This window comes from Domibacillus robiginosus (assembly GCF_000966195.1).
Taxonomy (GTDB): Bacteria; Bacillota; Bacilli; order Bacillales; family Domibacillaceae; genus Domibacillus; species Domibacillus robiginosus.
In genome coordinates, this window is record NZ_LAHL01000012.1 from 317,266 (window position 1) to 343,548 (window position 26,283).

Here is a 26,283-nt window from a genome sequence, read left to right on the forward strand (position 1 = left end):
GCTTTTATCTTTTTTCTTTGACCCGCTTCCAAATAAACTCGCGGGCTGCTACATCCGAACCTCCCACAAGCGCTTCATAAGGAACCAGTTTCTTTTTTAAAATCCTCTCAACTTTCTTCCATAAAAAAACCGCCTGTCCGTTTCCGGAAGACGGGTTGATAATAAATAGGTACATTGCTTCACCCGGCCTCATTTTAAATGCGTTTTTCTTATCATAGCACGAAAAAAGGCCTGCTTATTTGCTTTTTTATAAGAAGTTGTTTTTTAAAACTGCTGCAGCGGAAGCGGGATTTTCAGCCAGGCTGATAGCCGTAATTACAGAAATTCCGTCGGCGCCTGCCTCAATGACCTCTTCCGCGTTTCCAAGCGTAATACCACCGATACCGACAACCGGAAAGTGTGGATAACGCTTCTTCATACGACGGATTAAATCCGTACCAGCGACAGGACGTGTATCCGTTTTGGTCGCTGTAGCATAGATAGGGCCGGTACCAGCATAATCGGCTCCATCCTTTATTGCTTGTTCAAATTCTTCCATTGTATGGACCGATACACCGACAATGCCACCTTTTAGCTTTTCACGCACAACCGATGCCGCTTCATCTTCCTGGCCAATATGAACGCCGTCTGCACCAATGTCAATGGCAAGCTCAATATCGTCATTGACAATAAACGGGATGCCTGCTTCCCGGCAGATCGACTGCAGGCGCTGCGCGGTTTGTTTTTTTGCAGTCCCAGTAAGTGCGTTTTTTCCTTTTTCTCGGAACTGAAACATCGTAATGCCGCCGGCAATGGCTTCCTGCAAGATGGTTTGGATCGGCCTTGGGCAATTCGGCGTACCGGCAATAAAATAAACAGCCAGCTGTTCATTTTTCATAGTCGGCCTCCCCGCTGGCGATACGCCCAGTGATTCGTCGGTCCATGGCCTTCTCCAATATGAAGACCGTCTTCAATCGCAGCCTGAATAAAGTGCTTGGCTGTTTGTGCTGCCGTATGAACAGATGCACCTTTTGCAATTTCTGCTGTCATGGCCGCTGAAAACGTACAGCCCGTCCCATGGGTGTCTTTTGTATTAATTCGCCTGCCGGTAAACGTATAATACGTTTCTCCGTCATATAGAAGATCAGATGTTCGGTCTCCTTCTTCATGACCGCCTTTAATCAAAACGTTTTTTGCCCCATAGGAAGCAACTCGCTTTGCCGCTTCTTTTTTATCGGCTTCTGAACGGATTGTCATCCCGGTCAGCACTTCTGCTTCAGGAATATTAGGCGTCACAACAAGCGCAAGCGGAAGCAACACCTTTTTTAACGCTTCCGACGCCTCCTTCTGCAGCAATGAAGCACCGCCTTTGGCAATCATCACCGGGTCAATGACGAGATTTTGGCACTCGTATTTCCGGAGTGTCCAGGCAGCGGCTTCAATAATGCTCGCCGAAAACAGCATCCCTGTTTTAACAGCATTTACTCCGATGTCTGACAGTACCGCTTCAATTTGTTTTTCCACAGCTTCAGCTTCCAGCGGATACACACCGTGTACACCGAGCGTGTTTTGCGCTGTAACAGCCGTTAAAGCGGACGTACCGTACACTCCCAATTCTTGAAACGTTTTTAAATCCGCTTGAATGCCAGCGCCGCCCCCGCTGTCAGATCCTGCAATGGTTAATGCTTTGGCTACCGTCATATTAAAGCACCTCTACTTTTCCGTTTTCAATGATATCGTGGCTGCTTGTTTGATAGAGTTGATCCATAAACCCGGCAGCGAATGCCCCAGGCCCGTCAGCACCGGTGACAGCGGCAGCACGCTCCGCAGCCACGCCATAAAAAGACAGTGCCGCTGCTGCTGCTTTTGCGTAGTTTTTTTCAACCGCGCAGAAAGAAGCAATCACAGCCCCGAGAAGACAGCCTGTCCCTGTAACACGCGTTAAAATAGGATGGCCGTTTTGAATGGCATATGCTTTTTCTCCAAACACATTGTCTTCCTTGCCGGTAATCACACAAGTAAGATCAAGCAGTTCGGCTGCTTCTCTCGCCAGTCTGCGCACATCTTCATTTCCGCCGCCGTCTACTCCCTTTACCTCAACAGACCGTCCGCACAGTACAGCAACTTCTCCTGCGTTTCCGCGCAGCACATCCACTTTTACTTCTGACAAAATACGCTTGGCGCTTTCGGTCCGAAACGGCGTGGCTCCTGCACCAACGGGATCGAACAAAACAGGAATCCCTTTTTCATTCGCTGCTTTCCCTGCTAAAATCATGGCTTCTACTTTAGAAGCTGAAAGTGTACCGATATTAAGGACAACGGCAGATGCAATACGTGCCATATCTGCTGCTTCTTCCACTGCATCAGCCATAACGGGAGAAGCACCAAGTGCAAGCAGGCCGTTTGCCGTAAAATTGGTAACGACCATATTCGTTAAATTGTGAATGAGCGGCTTTTCGGCTCTTACTTTTTGGAGCAGCTGAGCTGCATCGTGATTATTCATTAGAATTGATCCTTTCCTTGAAACACTCGTGTTTTTTTTAAACGGACGGCCAGGAGAAGGCCAAGCACGGCTCCTGTCACGCTGCTAATCAAAAATGCTGGCAAAAAAGCAAGTGCTGCTGCTTTCATTCCAAGAAACAAATTGGCGATCGGAACAGAGACAAGAGAAGCGATCACACCAGTCCCTACAACCTCCCCTGTTGCAGCAAGAGAAGGCTTTTTCCATTTTTGATAGGCATATCCTGCCAGCAGAGCACCGATCATACTGCCCGGAAAAGCAAGAATCGTTCCATATCCAAGTAAATTGCGAACAGCTGCAATCAAAAAAGCGATCACTACTGCAGGCCCCGGCCCAAGCAGGATAGCTGCCAGTACATTGATAGCATGCTGAACGGGGAATGCTTTCGCTGCTCCTGCCGGAAACCAGACGAAGATGGCACCGAGCACGCCGATTGCAGCCAGCAAGGCCATAACGGCCATTTTTTGAGGGGTAAACAACTTTTCATTTCCTCCTTCACACAAAAAAAACAGCCCAGCAATACGCTGAACCGTTTTTCGTCAGTGATTGCTACTTCCCTCCGCCGGCATGATCCGGATCAGGTTATTGGGGTTAAGGATTTTCCTTTCTCAGCCCGAAGGCACCCCCAGTAGGCTTGTATGTATGATTGGTTTTATTTTTACACAATTTGCTGAAACTCGTCAACTGCACAACGAAAATTGTCGCTTTAATTGCAAAAAAAAAAAAGCCGGCAAATGCCGGCTTTCGCACTTTTTTATGCGTCAAATACTTCCACTTTCTCCATAACATCGCCGTTTTTCATTGATTTTACCGCTTCAATGCCTGATGTTACCTGGCCAAAAACAGTATGAACACCATTCAAATGTGGCTGTGGCTCATGAACGATAAAGAATTGGCTGCCGCCTGTGTCTTTCCCTGCATGCGCCATAGAAAGAGAGCCTTCCTGGTGTGTATGCGGATTGCCTTCTGTTTCACATTTGATTGTGTAACCTGGACCACCCATTCCTGTTCCAGTCGGATCGCCGCCCTGGCTTACAAATCCCGGAATAACACGGTGGAATACCACACCATTGTAAAACCCTTCGTTCGCTAGTTTTTCGAAGTTTTCAACTGTACCCGGTGCTGCTTCTGGAAACAAGTCGAATTCGATTTTCTCGCCATCTTTCATTTGAATGTAACCTTTTTTCGCCAAAGTAATCGCTCCTTTAATTTTAATCTTTCTTATCATACCACGCACCATTCGATTTTAAAACAAGAGTGCTTTCGAGCAGAAATGTTTTCCGCTTTCATCCATTCTCGTTTTCTCTTATAATAAAGAGAGACTAAAAAGGGAGTGTGATGTCCATGTTAACACGTCCCGGAATGTGGTGGAAAGCAGCCATTGTTTTTTCGCTGCTCGTGGCAGCCGGTGTTATTGTTTACATGCAAAATACCAATAAAGCAACCGTCGTCCCGTTTTCATCTGTTGAATCTCTTATTCAAAAAGAAAACGGCCGATTGGTAGAGCTTGAGGAGCATCCTGACGGCACGCTGCACATTTCCACACAAAACGGCGAGTTTACATCTTATGTTTCTCCGGAGAGCAACGCAGTTGATCGATTAAACGAAACATATAATATCCGTTATGAGTATGCAAAAGCTAATGCATATGAAAGCTGGATTATTATGCTGGTTCTTTTAACAGCTGCGGGAATCGGATTTTATTTTTATCGCAAGAAAGGCGGCGGCATGGGTGTGGCTCACTCAATGAAAAACAGCCTTTCACAAGCCCGCCCTCTTCCAGATATTACGCTTGATGATGTTGGCGGTCTTGCAGACGAAATGAAGGAAGACATTCTGCAGACACTGTCGATTTTAAAGGAAAAAGATTTATCTACCCGCCTTGGTATCGAACCGCCGCGCGGCATTCTTTTATACGGGCCGCCTGGAACCGGGAAAACGCTTCTTGCCCAGGCCATTGCCCGTGAAATTGGCGCTTCCTTTTTTTCATCAAGCGGTTCCGCGTTTACTGAGCTGTTTGTCGGGGTCGGCGCCTCACGCGTACGCAGCTTGTTTACAGAAGCACGCAAACAAAAGCCAGCCGTTATTTTTATTGATGAAGTCGACGCACTAGCCGGACGCCGGAAAGCACATGGCGGTGAAGAAGGTGAAAAAACGCTGACAGAGCTGCTTGTTCAGCTTGATGGCGGCCATGATAATGATGGTCTCTTGTTTATCGCTGCCACAAACCGTCGCGACATGCTCGATGAAGCATTTCTTCGCCCCGGCCGTATCGATTTTTCATTTCACGTTACCCTGCCAGATGCCAAAGGACGCAAGGAAATTATCGATATTCACGCCAAAGGAAAAAAATTAACAGACAATGCAGCAGCTATGCTTCAAGATCTGGCGGAGTCGACGGTTGGCTTTTCCGGCGCAGAATTGTCTGCACTGTTTGAAACGGCAAGCCGCAGTGCCATTCGAAGCGGGCGTGATACAATTGGAAAAGAAGATTTTAATTATGCACTTGACCGTACCATTCTTGGTACAACAACCCGTCCGCTTGCAGATCCTGCTACAAAGCGGCGTGTAGCCATTCATGAAGCTGGTCACGCGCTTGTCGCTGCCCTGACAAAGCCAGGCTCTGTCCGTAAAGCAACAATCATTCCGCGTGGACAAGCACTCGGCTACGTAGCACCTGTACCGAAAGAGCTTCACTTATCAACGGCGAGCGAATTAATTGACCAGGTAGCTATGATTCTTTCAGGAGGAGTAGCGGAACGTCTTTATCTCGGCGAGCATTCGATCGGGGTAAGCGGTGATGTACAGCAGGCAAAGCAGATTCTAGAACGCATGGTTGATACCGGTATTTTTCAGGACCGCTTTTCTCTTACCTTCCGCCAGGCGGATAAGGAAACAAAAATGAATGAACTGTTTGAAATAGCGCTTCAACGTTCTCAAACGTTAATCGAAGAACATCGTGATGCATTTGAACGGCTTGTAGAAGATTTGATGACAAAAGAAACACTTGAAGGTTCAGAAGTTGAAATGCTTATCTATCAGACATAAAAAACAGGCCTCCACCAGGAGGCCTGTTTTTTATAATACCTTGCTTAAAAATGATTTGGTACGTTCGTGCTGCGGTGCATCAAACAAAGCTTTCGGTTCATTTTGTTCCACAACATAGCCGTTATCCATAAAAATAACCCGGTCGCCCACTTCACGGGCAAAGCCCATTTCGTGCGTAACCACAATCATAGTCATGCCGTCTTTCGCGAGCTGCTTCATGACTTCAAGCACTTCTCCGACCATTTCGGGGTCAAGCGCCGATGTCGGCTCATCAAACAGCATCACTTTTGGCTCCATTGCAAGCGCACGCGCGATGGCTACACGCTGTTTTTGTCCACCGGAAAGGGAATCTGGATAAGCAGAGGCTTTTTCCGCAAGGCCTACCTTGGCCAGCAGGATGCGTGCTTTTTCCTCTGCTTCCGATTTTTTCACTCCTCGAACATTGATCGGCGCAAGTGTTACATTTTCCAAAATGGTTTTGTGCGGAAACAAGTTAAAGTGCTGGAACACCATTCCCACATCTGTGCGGACTTTGTTAATATTTGTTTTCTTATCAGTTAAATCTTTTCCATCAACAATTACGTGCCCGCCATCAATTGTTTCCAGCATGTTTAAGCAGCGAATAAATGTTGATTTTCCAGATCCAGATGGACCAATAACCACTACCACTTCCTGAGGTGATACATCAAGGGAAATGTCTTTGAGCACTTCATTATCGCCAAAAGATTTTTTTAAGTTTTTAACGCTGATCATCAGTGCTTAATCTCCTTTCAACATAATTCATCAAATAGGTAAGCGACAGTGTCAGCACCAAATAAATTAATGCGACAGTAAGATACGGCTCCCACACCCGGATGTATTGACCTGCCGCAGCACGACCCCAATACATAAGCTCAGGCGCAGCTAATACGGAACCAAGTGAAGATTCTTTCAGCAGCACAATAAATTCATTGCCAAGCGGCGGAATGACCCGCTTAAATGCCTGTGGCAAAATGACAAGCTTCATTGCTTGGACACGTGTCATTCCAAGAGAGCGCGCGGCTTCCATTTGTCCTTTATCAATGGATTGAATACCGGCACGAAAAATTTCTGCAATGTAAGCAGCCGCGTTTAGTGACAATCCGATTACAAGAGACACAACTGGATTTGACGGTGTCATAAATAGGGGTACAACCCCAAAGTGAATGATTAGTAATTGAACGAGAAGCGGTGTTCCTCTGAAAATATTAATATAAATGTTAAACGGGAGGCGAACCCATCTATTCGTTGACATTTTTCCAAGCGCAATAAAAAGACCGAGTATAAGTCCGGCCAGCACCCCGGCAAGAGAAACGCCAAGTGTGACTTTTAAGCCCTGCAGGAAAAACGGCATATAGTCTGTTACAATATCAAAGCGAAAATCCATCTTTTCTTCTCCTTTCATAAAAAATGGCTGTCCGTTAAAGAATGGACAGCCGTGTTTTTATTGCGCTGCTTTTTTTAAAGTTTCCATATTCGGTGCTTCATCAAACCATTTTTCATAAATTTCAGCATATTCACCGTTTTCATAAAGCGTATTTAAAGCTTTGTCAAAGTCTTCTTTATACTCGCTTCCTTTTGGAAAAGCAATTCCGTAATATTCCGTTGCAAACTGATCATCTGTAACTGTTTGAACACCAGCATTTGGGTTTGATTTTGCATATTCAAGGGCTACCGCAATATCTGTTACAACAGCTTCCACATCTCCGCTTTGAAGAGCCTGGAACATCAGAGCAGCTGTTTCGTATTTTGAAATAGCATTATTGTTTTGCCCGACAACGTTTTCAGCAGCAAACTGGCCGGTCGTCCCATTTTGAACCCCGATTTTTTTTCCTTTTAAATCTTCGGCTCCTTTAATAGTCGTACCTTCTTTGTAAACGATCATCGTTACAGATTCAAAATATGGAACAGAGAAATCATATGTTTCTTTTCGTTCATCTGTAATCGTGATACCGGACATTCCAATGTCAAGCTGGTTGCTCTGCAAGCCCGCAAGCATCGAATCCCAGCCTGTATTTTGAATATTAACCTCATAGCCCGCTTCTTCTGCCGCCGCGTTCAGAAGATCCACATCAAAACCGGATACTTCTCCTTTATCCATAAATTCAAACGGAGCAAACGTTGCTTCCGTTCCAACATTCAGCACTTTTTTTTCTTCAGATGTGCCACCGCTTTGTTCTTCTTCTCCGCCGCCGCATGCAGCTAAAAGTAAAGCAGTACTTGCCATAACAGCGGCTGCCGCTTTTTTAAATGAATAGGTCACGTAAAAAACCCCTTTGATTTTTTTATATAGTACGATAATACTCTTTTCAATTTCAAAACTCAACATTTTTTTATGTAATAATTAATTTTTATACACTGATATTCACTAAAAACGGTCGTTTTTTGTATTTTTTTACACAAAGCTGAATATATTTTGAATAAAGAAAGAATTTTCCGAATAGTATATCGATGGGTAAAGCTTTATCTATTTTGCGCATATAAAAGGCGATTTACTCACCCAACTTCTGGTTGACAATGATTCTCATTCCCTTTAAGATAAAAGAAGAACGATGATGGAAAGAGGGAGAATACATGAATGGAATGCTTCATGGACTCAAAGATATCCATATGGTAATCGCAAACAGCCGAAAGCTGGGCGGTGCCGCGGAAGCAGAGTCGATTACACTTTCATCCGGCGAAACCTACATGAATCCGGTTTTTACAAATGTTGATTTGTCCCAGGGAAAATACATTTCGTTCAGTTTTATAGCAGACAGCGGCGAAAACGTTACAGCACACGTTGATCAAATTGGCGTGATGCGCGGTCTCCGTCATAAATTGATCTGTCAGCTGGAAAACACGCAGGTTCGGGAGCTAATGACAGAAGACACACTTCGTTACCTGCGAAAATTATGTGAAGTAAATGAAGGGTTTGTCACAAATTCCTTTAAAAAAGAAGCGTTAAAGCTTGTACGTGATGTTAGCTTAAACGAGCTGGAAAAGCGCCGCGTTGATTTACCATTTGCTATTGAATCCAATGTGGTTTCATTAAATACGAAAAAATTTGCTTAATGTACAACCAGCCTTGTGAAAAGGCTTTTTTTTATGCGAAAAACAGGGGGCCGAATAAGCCCTCCCTGTTTTTTTACTTCTCTCTTATTACCGCCTGGCAGGCTAGCCTGCGGGGCGCAGCACCCAGTTTCTTTCGTTCTGCTTCATTTTTGGACGAGAGAAAGGTTTCACCTGACATTACCTCTACAGCACAGCGGCCGCATGTTCCTTTACGACATTTGTAATCAATGGTGCATCCTTGCCGAAGTGCTGCGTCAAGCAGTGTGACACCGGATGTTACGGGTACAGAGCAGGATCGCTCTTTTTGTTTCCACTCGATCATTGGTGCAGGCAGCTTTTTTTCCTCTGCCGAACGGTTCGGCTGCTTCGGCTGCAAACGTGTTGCTTCCCTGCCAGGAATAAGCGAACCGACTGTCCACTCTTTATTCATCGTCTCTCGGATCGACGAATGTGCAAACAGCTGATGGCCGCTTGATTCGCAGTACCGCCGTTTCAAATACACGGAATGGATGATTCATTCCTTCTTCGCCGAGATATGCTGTTTCGAAATCTTCTGATACCGCTAAATCAAGATTGTTACGTCCCGTATTTACCAAAACACCTGTTTTTCCTTTTAATACAGGCGATTGAAACACGCCGTCCGTTACAAGCTCACGCACATGCTCAATTTCAAGCACATTTGTATCCCGATGCACCCGATGCAGCAGCGCATATAATTCAGGCGACAGTACAAGTGCGTATGGACCATTGTGATTCATTTCCATTAGTTTTCCTCTTGCTTCAACAACATCCTGAAAAGCTGTTCCGGACTCATACCAGTTACTGATCAAATGCGTCTGGCGTCCTTTTACATTCATTAAGCCAGGTATCTCAAACTGAGCGGCTCCATGAAATATCATTTCGTCTTCAAGCAGTGCTACATCGCGCGCCGCATTAGCTGCTGCTGAGAAATCTATCGGTATATCGAGTGCTTTTGCCTGCTCAATATCACGCCAGTACAAAACAAAATCCTTATAAAGCATCGGAATTGTATAATTTACACGCTTGGCTGATTCAATTTCCGTATCAAATGACCCTTGAAGATCCATATGGGCCGCGCTTTTTCCAGAAAAAATGTCCGTGTGGATGCTCTGCACACCACGTCCAAGCGGACCGTATAATTCAATGAACCGCCGGCCTGTTAATTGCCCTCTGGCCGATTCAATAATAATTCGTTCCAACTGATTAAAGTCAGCCTCTGATAGTGGTGCGTCTGGATACAGGTGTAATTTGCTCATCAATTCTTCCTCCTACTTGGAAATAAGGGATCCTACTGTAAATGACCGCTTTGGTCCAGCCGGCTTTGCCGGAAGTGATACCGCTGCTTGCACGTGGACCTGGCTGTGATTATGTGCATACTGGTTTAAATGATCGCCATGCTCGTCGTGATGCGCATGAGGGTCTGTGTACCCTGTGTCAAAGCGTTCATTAATACCAGCAAGCTTTTCTTTTACAAATTGATAGCTTGTATGATTCGATCCGCGCATTTCGGATAGCTTTGCCTGGCGCTCGGCATCTTTAAATTGAAACAGTGCCAGGTCAAGATGTTCGACAAAATTATGCAGCCCGAACTTTTCCAGATTCAATTCCTGAAGCAGGCGGTTAAACGTATTATTGGATGGTGCGAAATCGCCCCCTTTTCCAGCCTGGAAGGTCTCAATCAGCGGAATTAATTCAGCAAGCCTGGAAAGCCGCTGCTCCTCTTCTTCATAAATATGGTGATAATAAAGCCGCTCATGATCGTCTTTCGCATTGTTAATGACCGGATCAAGCATAGCCATAAAACTTTCAATATCTTTTTTCGTTCCAGTGAAAATATTGTAAAATTCACTCAATTCTTCTTTCACCAAATGCACCTCCTCATATACCTTCCTCCATTATAAGCTCTGCTTTTGACGGGAGCAAAGAATACATGAAAAAAAGCACCTATTTTGGCGCTTTTTCAGATTTATTACAGCTGCTCCTGCGGCTGTGCTTTTACAGCTTCAATATTTTTCATTTTATTATCCCAGCAGGCCTGACTTAAATCTACCGGATACTCCTCCGGGTTGAGTGCCCGCTTGTATTCACTCCAAAGCAGCTCCAGGTTATCGGCCGTACGGCACCGTATTGTGTGAATATCAGGTAATTCATACACGCGGACGCCGTTGATAAAAATAAGTTCATGCAATTCACGAGCCTCGAAATCTGTCACAAACTTGCTGACAAAGGTATGGACTGGATGAAACATCTTCAGCCGCTCGGCATGCTGCGGATCTTCATGCTCCATCGCGATGTAATCACCTTCTGCTTTGCCATTAAGCTTATTCACAATGCGGTATACGCGCTTTAATCCTGGCGTTGTCACTTTTTCCGGATTGGCCGACAACTTGATTGTATCACTCATGCAACCGGTATCGTCTTCAATCGATACCAATTTGTACACCGCGCCAAGAGCCGCCTGGTCATAAGCGGTAATGACCTTGGTACCTATTCCCCATACATCAATTTTGGCACCTTCCGCTTTTAAATTCATAATGGTATATTCATCCAAGTCATTAGACGCGACAATATGTGCTTGAGGAAATCCTGCTTCATCAAGCATTTTACGCGCTTCCTTTGATAAATACGCCATGTCGCCGCTGTCGAGGCGGACGCCAACGAAGCGGATTTGATCACCCAAATCTTTTGCGGCACGAATGGCTGCCGGCATACCAGATCTGAGTGTATCATAGGTATCTACTAAAAATACACAGTCACGGTGCCGCTGTGCATATTTACAAAAAGCGGTGTATTCATCTTTATATGTTTGAATAAGGGCATGAGCGTGCGTACCAGAAACAGGAATACCAAACAGCTTACCGGCACGGACATTGCTAGTTGCATTGAAACCGCCGATGTAAGCAGCTCTCGTTCCCCATACTGCCGCATCCATTTCATGCGCACGGCGCGAACCAAATTCCATCGCCGTTTCATCTCCCAGCACTTGTTTGATGCGGGAAGCTTTCGTCGCAATCAATGTTTGATAGTTCACAATATTAAGCAAAGCAGTCTCGACAATTTGTGCTTCTGCCAGCGGTGCTTCAATACGCAGAATGGGTTCGTTGGCAAAAACAAGCTCACCTTCCTGCATACTTTTTAATGTACCAGTAAACTTCATATCTTTTAAGTAAGCTAAAAAATCCTCGCTGTAGCCGATATCTCGTAAATAGTCGATATCGCTCTTTGAAAAATGAAAATTCTCCAAGTAATCGATAATTTTTTCTAATCCGGCAAAAACACCGTATCCGTTGCCGAATGGAAGCTTGCGAAAATATAATTCAAATACGGCTTTTTTTGTATGGATGCCATCATGCCAGTACGTTTCGGCCATATTAATCTGATAAAGGTCGGTATGCAAGGCAAGGCTGTCGTCTTCATATCGTGACATTGTTTTTACTCCCTTTGCTTTTCCATCGTATTTCATTCCTATTATCCTACACCTTTTTTGCTTTTCCGGCAATACAGTCCGTGAAATTGAAAAAGGAACCGTGCAGACAATCCAAATAAAAAATCCTTTTTCAAAGGCTTTTCAGAGTATAGATAAAGTACTTTTCTCTTTTCTGCCTATCATAAACGAGAGGGTTCGTTTGCTACTTTCGCGCAAGAATAGAAAGAACGGCGGCACGCAGCTTCACCTATCGTCCCTCATGAGAAAACAATGCCCCGGACAAGCTGTTTTTTCAAGAAAGCTGATTTTATCGACAGTCTCAAAAGCTTTTTTTATAGATTACCCCCATGTTGTTTACAGCTCAATTGTCACATTGGGATTACGACGGCTCAGCTCTTTAACCAGTTCTTCTTTCTCGATAATGTGTCGAAACGAAATATTAAACATCGGGTAGCCCATTTTCTGACTCATACGAGATAAAAGGTGCATTTTGGACGAAATTGTCCCTGCATACTTTTCTTCATCTGTAAGTACAAGTCCGATGTATGTATGTCCGTTTATATGATAAAAAAGTAATCCATGATATCTTTCCAGTGTATCTCGACTTTTTCATGAGGCAGCACACGGATAGCAAGGTACTCCATTCGTTGTTGTCACATACAGGTCGTCCCCAGAGAATTTTTGAGCATTACTAGCGGTCACCCAGATCATGAGCAGCGTAAGCAGAAAAAGAGGCCCGACATAAAATACTTTCATCTATATACGCAAGCTAGGTTAAACCCGCAAAGAATAGAAGAATCACCCCACAGAGTACAAGCAAGAAAAAATAATTCTTTTTTGATTCGTAAAAATTCATGTAATCACTCCATCCTTTACATTCTATACGTTTCAACAGCCGGGGTTGTTTCATTTACATAGAAAAAAGCGGCTTACGATGGCCGCTTTTTCGCTTCAATATATAAAATATGATGATCTTCCATTTCAATAATGGTAAATATCCAATCATCTTCTTCGAGCATGTCATGAAGGGCTGTATCGATTTTTTTCGTTAAAAACCAGCCACCAAGCGTATCAACATCTTCATCATTTAACTCGGTTCCAAGCAACGCATTTATTTCACTTACTAATACTTTTGCGCTGAATAGATAGTGTTCATCATTTATTTTTCGTACTTCGGCGATTTCATCTGTGTCGTATTCGTCACGAATTTCTCCGACAATTTCTTCTAAAATGTCTTCTACTGTTACAAGGCCTGATGTACCGCCATATTCATCAATTAAAATCGCCATGTGAGTTCGCTCTTTCTGCATTTTAACAAGCAGATCATGAATAAGCATATTTTCAAATACGCGAATAACAGGCTTTACAAATTGACGAAGCGGCTGTACGTCCGGAAGCGGTTTTCCCTTCACAGCCACGCTTAAAATTTCCTTGAAATTGACCATGCCGATTACATTGTCTTTGTCTCCGTCAATAACGGGATAGCGGGTGTATTTTTCTTCTTTAATAGTAGATAAAACTTCTTCAAGCTTATCATCAATGGACAAGCTAATCATTTCTGTACGCGGTACCATGATTTCCTTTGCATGCCGTTCATCAAATTCAAAAATATTATTAACATATTTTAATTCACTTTGATTGATTTCACCGCTTTTGTAACTTTCAGAAAGCAGCATTCGCCACTCTTCCTCCGTATGAACCTCACCATGCTCAGAAGCCATTTTCAGCCCAAACAAGCCTGTAATAAAGCGGGCAGAACCGTTGAGCAGCCATATAAACGGATACATAATCCGGTAAAACCAAATAAGCGGGACAGCCAGTGCCAGGGTTACTTCTTCTGCTTTTTGTATCGCTACTGTTTTAGGTGCCAGTTCGCCCACGACAACATGAAGAAATGTCACAATTGCAAATGCAATGGCGAACGACAAAATAGCGGAAAGTGAAGAAGCAAGCTCAAAACGTTCAAAAAGCGGATGAAGCAATTTTTCGACTGTCGGTTCACCAATCCAGCCAAGTCCGAGTGCCGTAATTGTAATGCCCAGCTGGCAGGCAGATAAATATTCATCTAAATGGGTCGTTACACGCTGTGCCGCCAAAGCACCCGGCTTTCCTTCCGCTATAAGCTGATCTACGCGTGATGCTCTCATTTTTACAATAGCAAATTCCGCAGCCACGAAAAAAGCAGTCAGAGCAATTAATAAAGCAATGCCCAGTAAATTCCTAATCTCCTCCAATGACAGGCTCCGATAACTCGGAGCACCCACCTCCTGTTTCAAAAATAACCGTTGTTTTTCTTATCATATCATGTTCGTCTTTCTAAACAAAAAATCCGGCTCAGCTTTTGCTGAGCCGGATTTTTTATAATTCGCTGACTGTAACCAGTTCATAGCCTTCCTTTTGAAGGTAGGTCACGATTTCATCCAGCGACTGGGCCGTTGTTTGATGAATATCGTGCATTAACACAATCGACCCATCTCTTGCTTCTTTTTTCACAATTCCACAAATCGATTTCGGATTATGTGATTTCCAGTCCATTGTATCAACGGTCCAAAGCATCGGTTTTGCACCAATGATTTCATTCACAGTGGCATTGGTTGCCCCATAAGGCGGCCGAACGGTCAAAGGTGATACACCGGCCGCGGCTTCCACTGCCAAAGCTGTCTGATCAATTTCCTTTTTTACCTCCCGGGGATCAAGCTTGGCCAGATTCCGGTGGCTAAAAGAATGATTGCCGATTTCATGGCCTTCCTGCACTACCTGGTCAACCAGTTCAGGATATTGTTCTACACGGCTGCCGAGCATAAAAAAGGTGGCTTTTGCATCATGTTTTTTTAATGTTGCCAAAATAGCCGCCGTACTTTTTGGGTTTGGCCCATCATCAAATGTAAGCGCAATTTTTTTAAGCCCTTTTCCAGCAGGTATTTCTTCAGCAGCTAAACCAGCTGCCAGTTGGTCCCGCCATTCTTTCTTTAAAAACGGGGCTGCCCGACGGAACGGCATACTTGCTTCATGTTTGTTATCTTTCGTGAAAAAAATCACCTGGCTGTTTTTCACATACAAGCCCGCTTCGCTTATAGGTACGGGTATGTGAAGAGCCGTTGAAGCTTTTTGCGGATCGATAAATAAGTCTGAGGCTTTTGCCAGCCTTCCTTTTTTCATATCAACGATAAACGACTCATAATAGATATCGTTTTTTTCGGCATTAATATATGTTTCATCACGAAAAAGAACCGAATAAACACCATTGCCGCTTAAAATGAGCTCAAAAGTCAGCCGCAGCGAAGCAGGCTGTCGCTTTAATTTTTTGGCATCGACCTGTTCTAACTTTTGTAAAAAATCTGTTTCTTTTTTTTTCGTATATTGTTCTATTTTTTTATTTAAAGATGCCTGTTTAAAAATCGGATACTGAAGAGCGATCTGGTATCTTTTTTCGCTGGCTTCTTTTGTTTTAATAGATATATTTTCATAAGCCGATTTTGACGTACTTGTTGCCCATACCGTTTTATGGTGTTGTGTAGCTGTTACAACCAAGTTGACCAGTACCATAGCAAGCATCAAAAATACACTTGACAGCAAAGCGATGACGGTCGTTTTTTTGTTCATATGTATCCCCTAATCAAACATAATATTTGGATTTACCTTCCATTTATTATTGTAAACAAAGAGATACTATAATACAATACTTTTGTAAAAAAACGCCCTATTTTTGTCATAATTTGATGAATAATGGTTTAACTTGTTACTTTTTCTTCTTGATAAGCACGGGCAGCAGCTGTAAATGCCTTTGCAATACCCGGATTTGATGGAAAATATAAATGAGCGTAGCCTGCTACTGCATTGTGTACAACACACCCATCCGGCTTTTTTCCAAATCGGCTGCCAGATTGAAAAGCTGGTGGTCTTTCCTCCCGCTGTTCGAAAACTGAGTAGTGAAATTCATGTCCACGCAGCTTTATCCCTTCTTCAATCCAGGTGCCTGAAAGAGACGTTAATTCCCGATAGCCAAGAGCCGCACGGGTTGATTTCATGATTGTTTTTCCATCAATAATGCCGCACATCGGATAGGAATGACCGTCAACGGTTACCAGTTCTTCTGTTAAATACATAAATCCGCCACACTCAGCCAGCGTCGGCATACCGGATTGGACAGCTTGACGGACGGACTGGCGTGTCGCATGCTGTGCAGCAAGACCAGGGGCAAATTCCTCTGGAAATCCACCTCCGATATAAAGGGCATCTGCTTCTGCTGGCACCGTCTCGCCGAGAAGAGGAGAGAAAAAATGCAAATCGGCCCCATGTGCGCGAAGCATTTCCAGATTTTCTTCATAGTAAAAATGAAAAGCCGCATCTTTTGCAACAGCAATTGTAACGCTGCTGCCTTGCTTTCTTTTAAATAAATGACCTTCAGGCTGCATCAGATCTGGCGCTTCTGAAAGATGCAGCAATTGATCAAGATCTACTGTTCTTTCGGCTGCTTCTGCAAGCGTATCAAAGAGTTCGTTCAAGTCACCTCTTTCAACGGCTGGGACGAGGCCAAGATGGCGCTCAGGCACATTAACACCAGGCATTTTCAGCAAATGGCCGATAACCGGTATACCACATTCCTGACTCACTGCCTTTTCAATCAAGCGAAAATGCCCTTCACTGCCGGTTTTATTTGCAATAACCGCTTTGATCTGGCCAGGCGCCATCATTTGAAATCCTTTTACAATGGCTGCCGCGCTTCGTGCCGTTCCGGATGCATCGATCACCAGCAGCACGGGTGCGTCTGTAAGACGGCTGATCTCGGCTGTGCTACCGTCATCCTTCAACGGATCTTTACCATCGAACATACCCATAACGCCTTCAATCACCGAGATATCCGTATCCTGTGACGCCTGTAAAAAAACTTCACGAATAATATCTGCATTACCCATCCAGCTGTCTAAATTGCGTGAAAGCCGGCCGCATATAGCCGTATGGTACGTTGGGTCAATATAATCCGGTCCGCATTTAAACGGCTGCACAGCGAGGCCGCGCCGCTTAAAAGCGCCAAGCAGCGCCAGCGTGACCGTTGTTTTACCAGAGCCGCTCCCCGTGCCGGCAATGACGAGTCGTTTTCCCATTCTTTCCTTCTCCCCTTTACTTCGTCCCAAATTCTATCAGGGCAACTGAGATGGTTACATTACCACTTTTTTTCTTTGGCAGAATGATTTCTCCCTCTTTTGACGCTAAATAAGCAGCCGGTTCACTGACTCCATACGCACCGGTATATTTAAATACCGTTTCGGAGGGTTTTTTCATCGGCGCTTCGTTTAACTGCTCAGGCGGGAAGGTGAAAAACGGCCAATCATTTTTTTCGGCAACCGCCAAAATACCCGCTTCATCTTTTTTCAGGTCAATGGATGCAATGGACTGAACGCTTTCTTTGGAAAGAGCAAGATCGCGAAGGGCTTCATCGATGACCTGCTCAATTTCCTCCGCTTCTGTTCCACGGTTGCAGCCGATGCCAAGGACGATTGATTTTGGACGGTACACAACAGGATAGCGAAGCCCATCGAGTTCTTCTGCATCAAGCAGCCTGTGAGTGACGACAAGGGCAGCATTATGCGGCGTTGCGAGTGCTTCTTTTACCGAAGCTGCCGTCTTGATATGAGTCGGTACCGGCCGGTCATGCTTCCACCAGTTCGGCTCTCCTGATTCCTGTACGACAAGTACCGGCTCTTCGTTCACGACAGCAGCTGCCGCCTGCGTTAAAAAGCGGTCATAGTCAAACTTCCAGCCGAATTCACGGCCAAACATATCAACCGGAATCGTCTTTTGCACATCGGAGGCAGTTGTAATCACCGGCCGGGCACCTGTCAGTCCAGCCACCCGGTGTGTAAGCTCGTTGGCGCCGCCAATATGACCTGAAAGAACACTGATGGCGTGCTCAGCCCGGTCATCCAGGACGACCACTGCCGGATCGGTTTTTTTGTCACCTAAAATTGGGGCAATCATCCGGACCACCGCACCGAGTGAAATAATCAGCACAATGCCGTCGTATTCTTTAAATAATTTTGGCAGCTGAAGGCGGACAGAGCCGTCAAACAGCTCAATGCCCCTCTCTTCTTCATCACCGCGGCAAAATTTCCGCATGTAATACAAATCCGCCTGCATCTCCTCGGCAAGCTTACGTGCTGTTTCGGTTCCGTGTTTCGTAATGGAGACAATGGCAACCTTCATGACTTGATTCCTTTTCGGAAACCATGGGTAAAGGTTTTGTCGTACAGCTTTGAACGATGTCCAGAGTTTCCAATGTCCGGATCGAGCGCTTTTCCGGCTAAAATCATCGCCTGCTTGCGAATGCCGTTTTCACGCATCGCCGCATCGAGTCCGGCGATCGTTGAACGGACAATTTTTTCGTCCGGCCATGTGGCACGATATACAACAGCTACCGGCGTGTTCTCCGGCCAGCCTGCTTCAACCAGCTCACGCGTTACCTTTTTGGTCAGTGTTGCGCTTAAGAAAAAAGCAATTGTACATTCGTGTCGGGCTAAGTCCTTCAGCTGCTCTTTCTCTGGCACCGGCGTTCTTCCCTCGGCCCGCGTTAAAATAACAGTTTGTGTGACATCAGGAATGGTCAATTCTGCACCAGCTGCCGCAGCTGCTGCAAAAACAGAGCTGACTCCAGGTACGATTTCTGTTTCAATGCCCGCTTCTTTTAGGAGGGCGATTTGCTCGATGATGGCTCCATAAATAGCCGGATCGCCTGTGTGAAGGCGGACGACTTTCTTTCCTTCCTTTACGTAATTGACCATGGTTTCTACCATCTCTTCTAAATGCATGCCGGCCGTTTTCAATACAATAGCACCTTCCTTGCAGCCCGCCATTAATTCCTCGTTAACGAGTGAGTCGGCATACAAAACTACATCTGCTTCCTCTACAAGCTTCATCCCGCGAACCGTAATTAAATCAGGTGCCCCGGGTCCCGCTCCCACAATGAATAGCTTCATTTTTTCTTCACCACCATCAGCGTTAAATAATTCGGTTCTGCCCGCTCAAATTCATCCAGCGTCCAGACAACTTCATCACTTGATGTAACTTTTGTAACTGCATGGGCGTGATCCTCAAGTCCAAGCTCACGAATCACACTTGAAACAAGGGCTGCCACCTTCGCAACTTTCAGAAAAATGACGCAGTCGTGCTGCTCAATCGCCCGTGTTAATGCTTCTCTATCATTTGTTGCAGGAATAATTGCGACATGCTCATCTCCGTCGGCAAGCGGAATATTCAGCCTTGCCGCGGTGCCATTTATTGATGATATGCCGGGCACCACCTCTGTTTTCACGTTCGGCATTCTTTTTTGCAATACATTTTTCATGTGAATAAATGTGCTGTATAGCATCGGGTCGCCCTCTGTCACAAATGCCACATTCTCGTCGGCTTCCAGTTTTTCCGCTACCGCTTCTGCTGCTTTGTTCCATTCACGCTCTAAAATGACCGGATCCTTCGTCATCGGAAAAACGAGACCAAGCATATCTTTTTCCTGCGGATCAATATAAGCATCAATGATCTGGCGCGCGTAGCTTTTTTCACCAGACCGCTTTTTCGGAAATGCAATCACCCTGCTTTCCGACAAAATGCGAAACGCTTTTACCGTTAACAGTTCCGGATCGCCCGGTCCTGCACCAATTCCATATAAAATACCTGTCATCACTGTTCCTCTTTTCTTTTAGCACATATAATGTAAACCGGGTTTTGCGCTTCAAAGCGCGTCATATTTAAAATAGGCTTAGACAAGGATACCTGGGCCAGAGCTATATCTACCTCAAAGCCGGCTTCTCGGAATAACTGATGGGCTTTTGACATGTTTTCAATCGTAACGGCATTCAATACGATCGTCCCGCCCGGCTTCAGCCGCTTTGCACATGTGCCAATAAGCTTGTCCATATTACCGGCCGTGCCGCCCATAAATACGCAATCCGGATCAGGAAAAGCCTCCAGTCCATCTGGCGCTTTTCCATGAACGAGCGTGACGTCCGTGCGAAATTTTTGAAAGTTTGCTTCAGCATTGGCAAGATCCGCTTCATTTTTCTCGATAGCAAAAACGGCTCCGTTTCGGGCTATTTTAGCTGCTTCAATCGCAATGGAGCCCGTACACGTTCCGATATCCCAAACCGTACTATCCGGACGAATATTCATTCGGCCAATGGTGAGAATGCGGATATCACGCTTTGTAATCAAGCCTTTGTCCGGCTTGCGCTGGCTGAATTCCTCATCGGGAATACCGGTAGTCCATACTTTCGATGGCCGATTTTTCTTTAAAATCACGACATTCAACGGAGCAAACGATGCTTCACTCATTTCTTCAAGCGTTAAATGACGGCAGCGCTCATCCGGCGCCCCTATATTTTCAACCACGAATGCATTATACTCGGTCATGTTAAACCGAAGGAGGTAGCGGGCAATCACATCTGGTGAATGCGTTTCGTCTGTCAGCAGCGCCACTTTTTCTTCACCGTCGATTTTCTGGGCGAGCCCGGTGATCGGGCGTCCATGCACGCTGATCGTTTTTGCATTCTGCCACGATTCATTCAACCGGGCAAATGCGAGCTGTACACTTGACGGCTGCGGTTCAATCACGGCTTCTGTACTCCCTGACAGATACGCTCCAATTCCGTAAAAAAGCGGATCACCCGAAGCCAACACCACGACTGGACCTTCTTCGTCCTGAACCCGTTTTTTTACTTCTTTTACATTCCCGCCAATCACGAGCTTCTCCCCTTTGAAATCAGGAAAAAACGACAGCTGCCGTTCTCCGCCGACAAGCAGCCGGCTTTCCTTAACACGTTTTAGCTGGCGCGGGTGCAGCCCTTCCGCTCCGTCTGCACCGATACCAATAATATGTACGTTACTCACTGTATTCCGCCTTTCCTAAAAGCTGTCCTTTCATCGCAAACAGCAGCGTTTCAACTTCCATGCCGCCTCGCACTTCCCGAACGGCGTTTCTTGAGCAGTTGCGGCAGAAAAGCGCAAAAAATGCCGGATAGTCCGCCATTAATTCTGCTGCATGCGTCGCTGTGTTAGCTGCCCGCACTTCTTCAATTTCATTCTCTCTGGCTCCTGCTTCTTCTGCCATCTGCGCCAAAAAACTCATATCGACCGGTGCGCTTTTGGAGTGCACCATCATGACGCCCTGAGCAACTTTTGAAAATTTGCCTGGCATCCCGGCGAGTGTAACTTTTTGAATACCGAGCCGTTTACAATGCTTGAGTGTAAAGCCGACAAAATCGCCCATTTCAATGAATGCTTCTTCCGGCAGGTGCGGCAGGTGATTTATCGCATATTTTTCACTGCGCCCGCCTGTCGTAGCGGCGACATGCGTACAGCCGGCTGCAACGGCCACCTCAATGGCTTTTACAATACTGGCTCGAAAAGCGGCGGTTGAAAACGGACGGACAATGCCGCTCGTCCCTAAAATAGACAGGCCGCCTAAAATGCCCAGTCTTGCATTTAAGGTTTTCTCAGCCAGCTTCTCGCCGCCTGGTATAGAAATGATTACGCGGACACCTTTTCCAGCTCCTGCTTCTAAAAGCAATTCTTGAACCGCTTCGGTAATCATACGGCGCGGCACCGGGTTGATCGCGGCTTCTCCCGGTGCTACGTCGAGTCCCGGCTTTGTGGCCCGGCCAACGCCTTCCCCGCCATCAAGCTCAATACCTGGTTCGCTTGTCCAGCTTACTTCTGCACAAATAACAGCCCCATGTGTAATATCAGGGTCATCTCCCGCATCTTTTTTGATGCCGGCTTTCACAGAGCCCTCGCCCACTTGGATAAATTCCGGTGTAAAGTGGGCCCATTGCTTCGCCGGCAAATAAATAGAAATCGATTCGGGCGGCTGGCCTGTAAGAAGCGTCTGCAGCGCAATTTTTGCCGCGGCAGTCGCACAGGAACCCGTTGTGTATCCTGTGCGGAGCGGCTTATCAGGGACCGGCTTCATTTTACGGCAAGCAGCGACAGCGCGTTCAGCGCTGCCACGGTGACCGTACTGCCGCCTTTACGGCCCATATTCGTAATAAACGGAATATCCAGTTTTGCCAGTTCCTCTTTGGATTCTGCTGCCGACACAAAGCCGACCGGCATGCCGATAATTAAATCAGGCTTGGCAAGGCCTTCTTTGGCAAGGCGGATAATTTCCAAAAGAGCCGTCGGGGCATTGCCGATCGCATAAATGCCGCCTTTTCCAATGGCTGCCGCTTTACGCATGGAGATAATCGCCCGTGTCAGCCCAAGTTCTTTTGCTTCTTTCATCACATCATCATCGGAAATATGTACATGCACAGAACCGCCAAACTGCTCAATACGCGGCTTTGATACACCTGATTGAATCATTTGCACATCACAAATTACACGCGTACCTTGCTGAATCGCGCGAATGCCGGACTGGATGGCCTTTGGATGAAACAGCACACTTTTCCCAAGCTCAAAGTCGGCGGAAGCATGAATCACCCGCTGTACAACAGCAAACTCTTCCGGTGATAAATCATGGGGGCCAAACTCGTCTTCAATAATCGAGAAACTAAGCGATTCAATTTCCATCGGTTTCACTGTTTCTGGCACAAAGGTTGTTTTAAAGTCCATGTTTCGTTTCCTCCAGGCGATTTAATATATGGATCACTTGATCAAATTGCTCGCATTGATTTGGGTACTGCACCGGCGGACGGGAAATGACGATCGTTTCGATACCAAGGGACACGGCCGCTTCAATCTTTTCCGCTACCGCACCGATCGCGCCGCTTTCTTTCATGACGGTCGTCGTCACGCTGTAATGGCGATACAGTGCAAGATCAAACTCTTTCGTAAAAGGCCCCTGCATAGCCACAATATTTTTTTGAGGCAGTCCCAGCGCAGCGCATTTTTCCATATTGTCTGTGCGCGGCAGCATCCGTGCAATCAGCCGGATATCCGTGCGGGGAAGCAGCTTTTCCGTAAAAGCCTGCAGCGTCTTGCTGCCGGTCGTTAGGAGCACGACGCCGCCCCGCTCTAGTGCCGCTTCCGCTGCTTCTTCATACGTATCCACGCGTGTGACAAGCGAATGTTCAACGATCTGCGTGCCGGCCCGCTCAAAGCGGATATACGGAATACCGGCCTGTCGAGCTGCTTCAATGGCGTTTCGAGACGCCTCTTCAGCAAAAGGATGGCTGGCATCAACCACTGCCGTATAATCCTTATCGAGCACAGACGTCATTTCGTCTGCAGAAAGCCGGCCTACACGAGTGGAAATACCCGCTGCTTCAAGTTCAATTGATGCATTTTGGGTAACAACGGATGCTGTAACCGGGCGCCCCGCCTCCTGCAGTTTCACAGCGAGCTCCCGGGCGTCACTCGTCCCCGCTAAAAAGAAAATCATCGAATCGCCTCTTTTTCATGCTCATGGTCATGACCGTGATGATGGTGGCTGTGGTCATGATCATGGTCGTGGTCATGATGATGATGGTGAACCCCCGCTTCAAACCGATACTGGCATGTATCACAATTCATGAGCGATTTGCCGCCAAGCGCTTCATCAATCCGGTCTGCCACAATGACTTTAAGCTTCGGATGAAACCCAAAATAATCCGCAAGCGCGAAAGACAATTCTGGATATTGCTCGCGAAACAGCGTCAAATCCTGCTCGATCCGTTTGATCAGCACACCCGTAAACAAAAAGTACGGCAGAATAATGATCTTTTTCGCGCCAAGCTTTTTAACTCTTTCTACCGCCTGGGGAAGTGATGGCTTCGTCACGCCGTAAAACGCCGGTTCAACGGTTTCAAAGGATGTTTTTTCCCACAAAATACGGGCAATTTTGCATAAGTCACTGTTGGCATCTGCATCGCTTCCGCCGCGCCCAAGCAGAATCACCGCATCCTGTTCGCCTGCTTCATCCGGATCAACGCCAGCATCCTGCAGGCGTTCTTTTAAAATCACAGACGTTTCATAATGGATGCCAATTGGCTTTCCGTAGGTAAATGTCACACCTGGATACTTTTCTTTCGCTGCGTCAATCGCTGCTGGAATATGAATTTTCGAGTGCCCCGCCGGCAGCAGCATAAGTGGTATGAGGGCAATTTCTCTTGCTCCCCGGTCTATACACCGCTCAATGCCTTCCGCAATATCGGGACGCGCAAACTCCAGGAAGCATGTTTCATATAAAACGAGCGGATTTAAATCCGGCAGAAATCCTTCCACAAATTGATGAATTTGTTCATTACCTTCCGGGTCACGGCTTCCGTGCCCAACAAAAAGTACGGCTTTCATTTTTTCTCCCCCTTATTCTCCGCACGGCATCGGCTCAACGTCCGGTACCGGCATATCTCGATGGGCAAATCCTTCTATTTCCCCAACCCGTTTAAAATATTTGAAAAAGCGTTCATTTGGATGACCGGATTCGCGGTATTCTTCTACAATCCTTGTAAGCATCGGAACAACCCGTTCCGGCGGAATGCCTTCTGCCACATACACACCTGGATGCGCAGTCCGGCTGACGACTTTAGCGCCTAAAAACAGATCAAATGCTCCCCTGCGGTATACGATGCCAATATCCTCGTTCACCGCACCGTAGCACGCCATGCCGCAGCCATTCACGCCGATGCGAAGTTCTTTCGGCACGTCGAGGCCGCCAAGCTCCCGTCCAAGCTGTTCGGTATATGGAATAGCGTCGCCTTTATCACCGTTGCAGAAGTCACATGCTTTTATCGTGACAACATCGCCGGTTGGTGCAAGGCTTAGTCCCGCTTCTTTCAACTTTTCAACAATCGGCTGCGGGTTACTCGTTTCGGTTTTTAACAGCACATAGTGATGTGGTGTGTATTCGATTGTACCCTTTTCGCCCGCCGCTTCAGATATAGCGATCAGCTGCTGTGGCGTAAAATGCTTGTTCACAACACCCGGACTGACTGCTGCTTCAAAAATTGTTTTCACAGCCGGCGGGGCTGTTTTCTGCCGTTTCAAAGCCGCCAGCGCCTGCAGGCCAAGCTCTTTGAGATCGGGCTTTTTTTCGCTTTGACCGCCATGCAATGCCCACGGTTCGTTTTCAGGGCGAAACCGCTCATGCGGCCGCAGCGGCTGCTTCTCTTCTGTTAATGTATATTTGCGTGTGTATCCACGCGGTGTAATCATCAGTCCATCATAGAAAAAAGTCGTTGAATTACCGATCACGACTGTTGTCAGCATCCCAATTTCGTGGTCCAGCATTTTTGCAAGTGTGGTCATGACCACCTCTTCCCGGTCACGGTATGCGCTTTTTACAAGTCCAACCGGCGTGTCAGGTTTTCGGTAGTCCAGCAAAATCCGCTGTGCCTCTTCAATTTGCTTGGTGCGCCGCCCGCTTTTCGGGTTATACAGCGCAATCACAAAATCAGCAGCGCCCGCAGCATCTATCCGTTTCGCTATAAGCTCCCATGGCGTTAAATGATCACTTAAGCTGATCGTACAGGCATCATGCATAATAGGGGCTCCAAGCAAAGACGCGCAGGAATTGATCGCCGATATCCCTGGAATGATTTCTACACGAATACCGGTATCCCGCTTCCATCCCTGTTCCGCCAATACTTCATATACAAGACCTGCCATACCGTATACACCGGCATCACCGCTTGAAATGACGGAAACGGTTTTTCCGCGCTCCGCCTGCTTAACTGCTGCCTGCGCCCTGCTTACTTCCTCGCTCATTCCAGTTGAAATAACGTCTTTTCCTTCAATCAAAGGAGCAACAAGCTCCATGTAGGTTTTGTATCCAATGACGTAATCACTTTCCCTCAGCGCTTGTTTCGCTCGATCGGTAATATGATCTTCGTGGCCGGGCCCGAAGCCGACAACATACAATGTACCCGTCATTTTTTCTCTCCTTTTTCCGTTCCCTTAAAGCGGCCGTTCAACAGCTGCATGCCTTCTTCTGACCGCTCATAAGCAATCCATTCTTTTATTGGCTGGTTGTTTTCAAGATGCGCGGCGACCATCTCTTTGGCACGATGCTCGTCCATTTCAAAATACCAGTCTGCTTCCGGGTAAACGACAACCACACACCCGTCTTTGCATCGTCCATTGCATCTTGTTCTTGTTGTATGTACATATGCATCCAGATCCCGCTCGGTAATTTCATTCCGAATCGCCTGTGTCACTTCTTCTCCGCCTTTTCGCATACAGGTAGACCCGTTGCAAATCAGTACATGCTTGCGCATATTTGTTAAGTTCCATGTTGCCACTTTATCCG

28 protein-coding genes and 1 riboswitch are annotated in these 26,283 nt (G+C 46.3%); of the genes, 2 read left to right on the forward strand and 26 right to left on the reverse strand.

The annotated features are described in order from the left end of the window. Positions 1–4: 4 nt before the first annotated feature. The 6 genes from VP97_RS24710 to VP97_RS09955 all read right to left on the reverse strand — a co-directional run bounded on the left by VP97_RS24710 (position 5) and on the right by VP97_RS09955 (position 3,692). Positions 5–175 carry a diacylglycerol kinase family protein gene (locus tag VP97_RS24710; protein WP_172656756.1) on the reverse strand — a complete coding sequence of 57 codons (171 nt, stop codon included), beginning with the start codon at positions 173–175 and terminating at the stop codon, positions 5–7. Positions 176–247: 72 nt separating this feature from the next. Continuing rightward, positions 248–877, reverse strand: a complete 630-nt coding sequence (gene thiE / locus VP97_RS09935; protein WP_050181621.1) for a thiamine phosphate synthase — start codon at positions 875–877, stop codon at positions 248–250. Continuing rightward, complete coding sequence (thiD, locus tag VP97_RS09940) at positions 874–1,680, reverse strand: bifunctional hydroxymethylpyrimidine kinase/phosphomethylpyrimidine kinase (protein ID WP_050181622.1); 807 nt, start codon at positions 1,678–1,680, stop codon at positions 874–876. The genes thiE and thiD overlap by 4 nt, the downstream gene beginning before the upstream one ends. A gap of 1 nt (position 1,681) precedes the next feature. Next, a complete protein-coding gene (gene thiM, locus VP97_RS09945; RefSeq protein ID WP_050181623.1) occupies positions 1,682–2,482 on the reverse strand; it encodes a hydroxyethylthiazole kinase in 801 nt (266 codons plus the stop codon). Continuing rightward, a complete protein-coding gene (thiW, locus tag VP97_RS09950) occupies positions 2,482–2,979 on the reverse strand; it encodes an energy coupling factor transporter S component ThiW (protein WP_245629866.1) in 498 nt (165 codons plus the stop codon). The genes thiM and thiW overlap by 1 nt, the downstream gene beginning before the upstream one ends. A 58-nt stretch (positions 2,980–3,037) precedes the next feature. Continuing rightward, positions 3,038–3,137: riboswitch (TPP riboswitch) on the reverse strand. Between the two features lie 117 nt (positions 3,138–3,254). Then, positions 3,255–3,692, reverse strand: a complete 438-nt coding sequence (locus VP97_RS09955; RefSeq protein WP_046175481.1) for a peptidylprolyl isomerase — start codon at positions 3,690–3,692, stop codon at positions 3,255–3,257. A gap of 152 nt (positions 3,693–3,844) precedes the next feature. On the opposite strand from VP97_RS09955, the gene VP97_RS09960 reads away from it, so the two are divergent. Next, positions 3,845–5,548, forward strand: coding sequence for an AAA family ATPase (locus tag VP97_RS09960; protein WP_082220309.1), 1,704 nt, complete (start codon positions 3,845–3,847; stop codon positions 5,546–5,548). 30 nt (positions 5,549–5,578) lie between these two features. Here the strand turns inward: VP97_RS09960 and VP97_RS09965 are convergent, their stop codons facing one another. Genes VP97_RS09965 through VP97_RS09975 form a run of 3 tightly spaced genes read right to left on the reverse strand, consistent with a single transcriptional unit; the run spans position 5,579 to position 7,829 of the window. Next, the gene (locus VP97_RS09965; RefSeq protein WP_050181625.1) at positions 5,579–6,301 is read right to left on the reverse strand and encodes an amino acid ABC transporter ATP-binding protein; all 723 of its coding nucleotides are present in this window, start codon (positions 6,299–6,301) and stop codon (positions 5,579–5,581) included. Next, on the reverse strand, positions 6,288–6,953 hold the full coding sequence (locus VP97_RS09970; RefSeq protein WP_050181626.1) for an amino acid ABC transporter permease: 666 nt from the start codon (positions 6,951–6,953) through the stop codon (positions 6,288–6,290). The genes VP97_RS09965 and VP97_RS09970 overlap by 14 nt, the downstream gene beginning before the upstream one ends. Before the next feature lie 57 nt (positions 6,954–7,010). Continuing rightward, positions 7,011–7,829, reverse strand: coding sequence for a basic amino acid ABC transporter substrate-binding protein (locus VP97_RS09975; protein ID WP_245629867.1), 819 nt, complete (start codon positions 7,827–7,829; stop codon positions 7,011–7,013). 311 nt (positions 7,830–8,140) lie between these two features. On the opposite strand from VP97_RS09975, the gene VP97_RS09980 reads away from it, so the two are divergent. Then, positions 8,141–8,620, forward strand: coding sequence for a hypothetical protein (locus VP97_RS09980; protein WP_050181627.1), 480 nt, complete (start codon positions 8,141–8,143; stop codon positions 8,618–8,620). 73 nt (positions 8,621–8,693) lie between these two features. Here VP97_RS09980 and VP97_RS09985 read toward each other — a convergent pair whose 3' ends face one another. The 17 genes from VP97_RS09985 to VP97_RS10065 all read right to left on the reverse strand — a co-directional run bounded on the left by VP97_RS09985 (position 8,694) and on the right by VP97_RS10065 (position 26,275). Then, the gene (locus VP97_RS09985) at positions 8,694–9,050 is read right to left on the reverse strand and encodes a 2Fe-2S iron-sulfur cluster-binding protein (RefSeq protein ID WP_156153458.1); all 357 of its coding nucleotides are present in this window, start codon (positions 9,048–9,050) and stop codon (positions 8,694–8,696) included. Further along, positions 9,043–9,897, reverse strand: a complete 855-nt coding sequence (locus tag VP97_RS09990; protein ID WP_050181628.1) for a family 1 encapsulin nanocompartment shell protein — start codon at positions 9,895–9,897, stop codon at positions 9,043–9,045. The genes VP97_RS09985 and VP97_RS09990 overlap by 8 nt, the downstream gene beginning before the upstream one ends. 12 nt (positions 9,898–9,909) lie before the next feature. Next, positions 9,910–10,506, reverse strand: a complete 597-nt coding sequence (locus tag VP97_RS09995; protein WP_050181629.1) for an IMEF encapsulin system ferritin-like cargo protein — start codon at positions 10,504–10,506, stop codon at positions 9,910–9,912. Between the two features lie 104 nt (positions 10,507–10,610). Then, on the reverse strand, positions 10,611–12,068 hold the full coding sequence (locus VP97_RS10000) for a nicotinate phosphoribosyltransferase (protein WP_050181701.1): 1,458 nt from the start codon (positions 12,066–12,068) through the stop codon (positions 10,611–10,613). 929 nt (positions 12,069–12,997) lie between these two features. Continuing rightward, complete coding sequence (locus VP97_RS10005; protein ID WP_050181630.1) at positions 12,998–14,302, reverse strand: hemolysin family protein; 1,305 nt, start codon at positions 14,300–14,302, stop codon at positions 12,998–13,000. Between the two features lie 124 nt (positions 14,303–14,426). Next, complete coding sequence (locus VP97_RS10010) at positions 14,427–15,671, reverse strand: polysaccharide deacetylase family protein (protein ID WP_050181631.1); 1,245 nt, start codon at positions 15,669–15,671, stop codon at positions 14,427–14,429. 128 nt (positions 15,672–15,799) lie between these two features. Further along, the gene (locus VP97_RS10015; RefSeq protein ID WP_050181632.1) at positions 15,800–17,173 is read right to left on the reverse strand and encodes a cobyrinic acid a,c-diamide synthase CobB; all 1,374 of its coding nucleotides are present in this window, start codon (positions 17,171–17,173) and stop codon (positions 15,800–15,802) included. 16 nt (positions 17,174–17,189) lie between these two features. Next, entirely contained in the window at positions 17,190–18,272 is a 1,083-nt protein-coding gene (locus tag VP97_RS10020) for a cobalt-precorrin 5A hydrolase (RefSeq protein ID WP_050181633.1), read from the reverse strand. After that, positions 18,269–19,042 (reverse strand): precorrin-4 C(11)-methyltransferase, encoded by a 774-nt coding sequence (gene cobM / locus VP97_RS10025; RefSeq protein WP_050181634.1) that lies wholly within the window; start codon positions 19,040–19,042, stop codon positions 18,269–18,271. Before cobM ends, VP97_RS10020 begins: the two co-directional genes overlap by 4 nt. Continuing rightward, positions 19,039–19,743 carry a precorrin-2 C(20)-methyltransferase gene (gene cobI, locus VP97_RS10030; RefSeq protein WP_050181635.1) on the reverse strand — a complete coding sequence of 235 codons (705 nt, stop codon included), beginning with the start codon at positions 19,741–19,743 and terminating at the stop codon, positions 19,039–19,041. Before cobI ends, cobM begins: the two co-directional genes overlap by 4 nt. Further along, on the reverse strand, positions 19,743–20,948 hold the full coding sequence (locus VP97_RS10035; protein WP_050181636.1) for a bifunctional cobalt-precorrin-7 (C(5))-methyltransferase/cobalt-precorrin-6B (C(15))-methyltransferase: 1,206 nt from the start codon (positions 20,946–20,948) through the stop codon (positions 19,743–19,745). Before VP97_RS10035 ends, cobI begins: the two co-directional genes overlap by 1 nt. After that, positions 20,941–22,029: a cobalt-precorrin-5B (C(1))-methyltransferase gene (locus tag VP97_RS10040; protein ID WP_050181637.1), complete on the reverse strand. Its 1,089-nt coding sequence runs from the start codon at positions 22,027–22,029 to the stop codon at positions 20,941–20,943. Before VP97_RS10040 ends, VP97_RS10035 begins: the two co-directional genes overlap by 8 nt. Next, positions 22,026–22,670: a precorrin-8X methylmutase gene (locus VP97_RS10045; protein WP_050181638.1), complete on the reverse strand. Its 645-nt coding sequence runs from the start codon at positions 22,668–22,670 to the stop codon at positions 22,026–22,028. Before VP97_RS10045 ends, VP97_RS10040 begins: the two co-directional genes overlap by 4 nt. Beyond that, complete coding sequence (gene cobK / locus VP97_RS10050) at positions 22,660–23,439, reverse strand: precorrin-6A reductase (RefSeq protein WP_050181639.1); 780 nt, start codon at positions 23,437–23,439, stop codon at positions 22,660–22,662. Before cobK ends, VP97_RS10045 begins: the two co-directional genes overlap by 11 nt. Next, positions 23,436–24,329: a sirohydrochlorin chelatase gene (locus tag VP97_RS10055; RefSeq protein ID WP_050181640.1), complete on the reverse strand. Its 894-nt coding sequence runs from the start codon at positions 24,327–24,329 to the stop codon at positions 23,436–23,438. Before VP97_RS10055 ends, cobK begins: the two co-directional genes overlap by 4 nt. Before the next feature lie 12 nt (positions 24,330–24,341). Next, a complete protein-coding gene (gene cobJ / locus VP97_RS10060) occupies positions 24,342–25,907 on the reverse strand; it encodes a precorrin-3B C(17)-methyltransferase (protein WP_050181641.1) in 1,566 nt (521 codons plus the stop codon). Further along, a complete protein-coding gene (locus tag VP97_RS10065) occupies positions 25,904–26,275 on the reverse strand; it encodes a (2Fe-2S) ferredoxin domain-containing protein (RefSeq protein WP_050181642.1) in 372 nt (123 codons plus the stop codon). Before VP97_RS10065 ends, cobJ begins: the two co-directional genes overlap by 4 nt. Positions 26,276–26,283 lie beyond the last annotated feature (8 nt).

Bases quoted from the DNA above. Each gene is read 5' to 3' on its own strand.
- VP97_RS24710 (WP_172656756.1), bottom strand. From the start codon at position 175: ATGTACCTATTTATTATCAACCCGTCTTCCGGAAACGGACAGGCGGTT.
- thiE (WP_050181621.1), bottom strand. From the start codon at position 877: ATGAAAAATGAACAGCTGGCTGTTTATTTTATTGCCGGTACGCCGAAT.
- thiD (WP_050181622.1), bottom strand. From the start codon at position 1,680: ATGACGGTAGCCAAAGCATTAACCATTGCAGGATCTGACAGCGGGGGC.
- thiM (WP_050181623.1), bottom strand. From the start codon at position 2,482: ATGAATAATCACGATGCAGCTCAGCTGCTCCAAAAAGTAAGAGCCGAA.
- VP97_RS09960 (WP_082220309.1), top strand. From the start codon at position 3,845: ATGTTAACACGTCCCGGAATGTGGTGGAAAGCAGCCATTGTTTTTTCG.
- VP97_RS09965 (WP_050181625.1), bottom strand. From the start codon at position 6,301: ATGATCAGCGTTAAAAACTTAAAAAAATCTTTTGGCGATAATGAAGTG.
- VP97_RS09970 (WP_050181626.1), bottom strand. From the start codon at position 6,953: ATGGATTTTCGCTTTGATATTGTAACAGACTATATGCCGTTTTTCCTG.
- VP97_RS09980 (WP_050181627.1), top strand. From the start codon at position 8,141: ATGAATGGAATGCTTCATGGACTCAAAGATATCCATATGGTAATCGCA.
- VP97_RS09985 (WP_156153458.1), bottom strand. From the start codon at position 9,050: ATGAATAAAGAGTGGACAGTCGGTTCGCTTATTCCTGGCAGGGAAGCA.
- VP97_RS09990 (WP_050181628.1), bottom strand. From the start codon at position 9,897: ATGAGCAAATTACACCTGTATCCAGACGCACCACTATCAGAGGCTGAC.
- VP97_RS10000 (WP_050181701.1), bottom strand. From the start codon at position 12,068: ATGTCACGATATGAAGACGACAGCCTTGCCTTGCATACCGACCTTTAT.
- VP97_RS10010 (WP_050181631.1), bottom strand. From the start codon at position 15,671: ATGAACAAAAAAACGACCGTCATCGCTTTGCTGTCAAGTGTATTTTTG.
- VP97_RS10015 (WP_050181632.1), bottom strand. From the start codon at position 17,173: ATGGGAAAACGACTCGTCATTGCCGGCACGGGGAGCGGCTCTGGTAAA.
- VP97_RS10020 (WP_050181633.1), bottom strand. From the start codon at position 18,272: ATGAAGGTTGCCATTGTCTCCATTACGAAACACGGAACCGAAACAGCA.
- cobM (WP_050181634.1), bottom strand. From the start codon at position 19,042: ATGAAGCTATTCATTGTGGGAGCGGGACCCGGGGCACCTGATTTAATT.
- cobI (WP_050181635.1), bottom strand. From the start codon at position 19,743: ATGACAGGTATTTTATATGGAATTGGTGCAGGACCGGGCGATCCGGAA.
- VP97_RS10040 (WP_050181637.1), bottom strand. From the start codon at position 22,029: ATGAAGCCGGTCCCTGATAAGCCGCTCCGCACAGGATACACAACGGGT.
- VP97_RS10045 (WP_050181638.1), bottom strand. From the start codon at position 22,670: ATGGACTTTAAAACAACCTTTGTGCCAGAAACAGTGAAACCGATGGAA.
- cobK (WP_050181639.1), bottom strand. From the start codon at position 23,439: ATGATTTTCTTTTTAGCGGGGACGAGTGACGCCCGGGAGCTCGCTGTG.
- VP97_RS10055 (WP_050181640.1), bottom strand. From the start codon at position 24,329: ATGAAAGCCGTACTTTTTGTTGGGCACGGAAGCCGTGACCCGGAAGGT.
- cobJ (WP_050181641.1), bottom strand. From the start codon at position 25,907: ATGACGGGTACATTGTATGTTGTCGGCTTCGGGCCCGGCCACGAAGAT.